The sequence below is a fragment of the Geminocystis sp. M7585_C2015_104 genome (assembly GCA_015295805.1).
Lineage (GTDB): Bacteria > Cyanobacteriota > Cyanobacteriia > Cyanobacteriales > Cyanobacteriaceae > DVEF01.
On record DVEF01000083.1, the window covers coordinates 1 to 1,147 of the forward strand.

Consider the following 1,147-nt stretch of genomic DNA (forward strand, 5'->3'; position numbering starts at 1 on the left):
ACACCCCATTATAAAGGGTTTTTCGCAGCCATCCTCGTCGGTATAGGTAGCCTCCATGGCGGTGGAATATTTAGTGCCCAGTTGGAAAATGTGCCCCACCTCAATACCTCTAGTACTTTTTAGGGTTTGTTGGGGGTTGTGAATGGCCCTATCACCGGCCTTGGCCTTCCGCAGGTCTGCTATAATGGGGGGGAGGGTGAACTCTTTTCCCCAGTTAGCGCCAACCACGTGATATCCTGGTTCATTTGCCCCAGTTACAAAGTTATTCAATTCTACTACAGTATGGTCGGCCAGGCGGAGGAATTTGCCTACTACCGTCTCATTGGCTAAGATATAGTCGTCTGGTAAGTCTGGGGCAATATAGCCGAGGGGGAGGGGTTTAGCAGCCCATTGACTTTGACTGATTTCGTCGGCTACCTTTAGACTGATGAGGCTTTTGGCTTCATATTGGGAGGCGAGTTGGCTTAGCTGGTTAGCCAGTTTTACCTCATTTACCTCCTGATCTCCTCTAATGCTCACTAATACTAGCACTGTTTTGCCCGAGTCGTACAGGGCTTGGTACAATACATTTTTTACTACAATAGTCTCGGAGCATTGGAGGAAATCACAGACTTTGGCGATGGTTTCACAGTTGGGGGTTTCTTTTTTCTGGTAGGTGTCGAAGGGGGAGGTGGCGGGGGGGGTAGGGAGGGAGACAGCTTTTTCCACGTTAGCGGCATATGCCCCATCATCGGTGTAGAGGATTTCATCTTCGCCGGCGTTAGCCAAAACCATAAATTCCTGGGAAGCTGCACCACCTATGGCGCCAGAATCTGCCTCTACCACCTTGAAGGTTAGACCACAACGGGTGAAAATGTTACGATAAGCTTGTTCCATCCGGGCATAGGTTTTTTGTAGACATTCCCAGCTAGTGTGGAAAGAGTAGCCATCCTTCATTATAAATTCCCTTGCCCGCAGTAAGCCAAAACGGGGGCGTATTTCATCCCGGAATTTAGTTTGAATTTGATACAGGTTGACAGGGAGTTGACGATATGATTTAATGAGCTCGCGGGCTATGGTGGTTATCACCTCCTCATGGGTCGGACCTAAGGCCATAAGGCGGTTTTGACGATCTTGTAGGGAAAACATGATCCCTTCAGCCTTGGTA

The 1,147-nt window shown here is 48.8% G+C and carries 1 protein-coding gene; it reads right to left on the reverse strand.

Annotated features, from left to right (window positions below; translation table 11 throughout):
• Positions 1 to 1,147: proline--tRNA ligase (gene proS, locus IGQ44_09945; GenBank protein ID HIK38295.1), on the reverse strand; the 1,147-nt coding region annotated here is incomplete at both ends.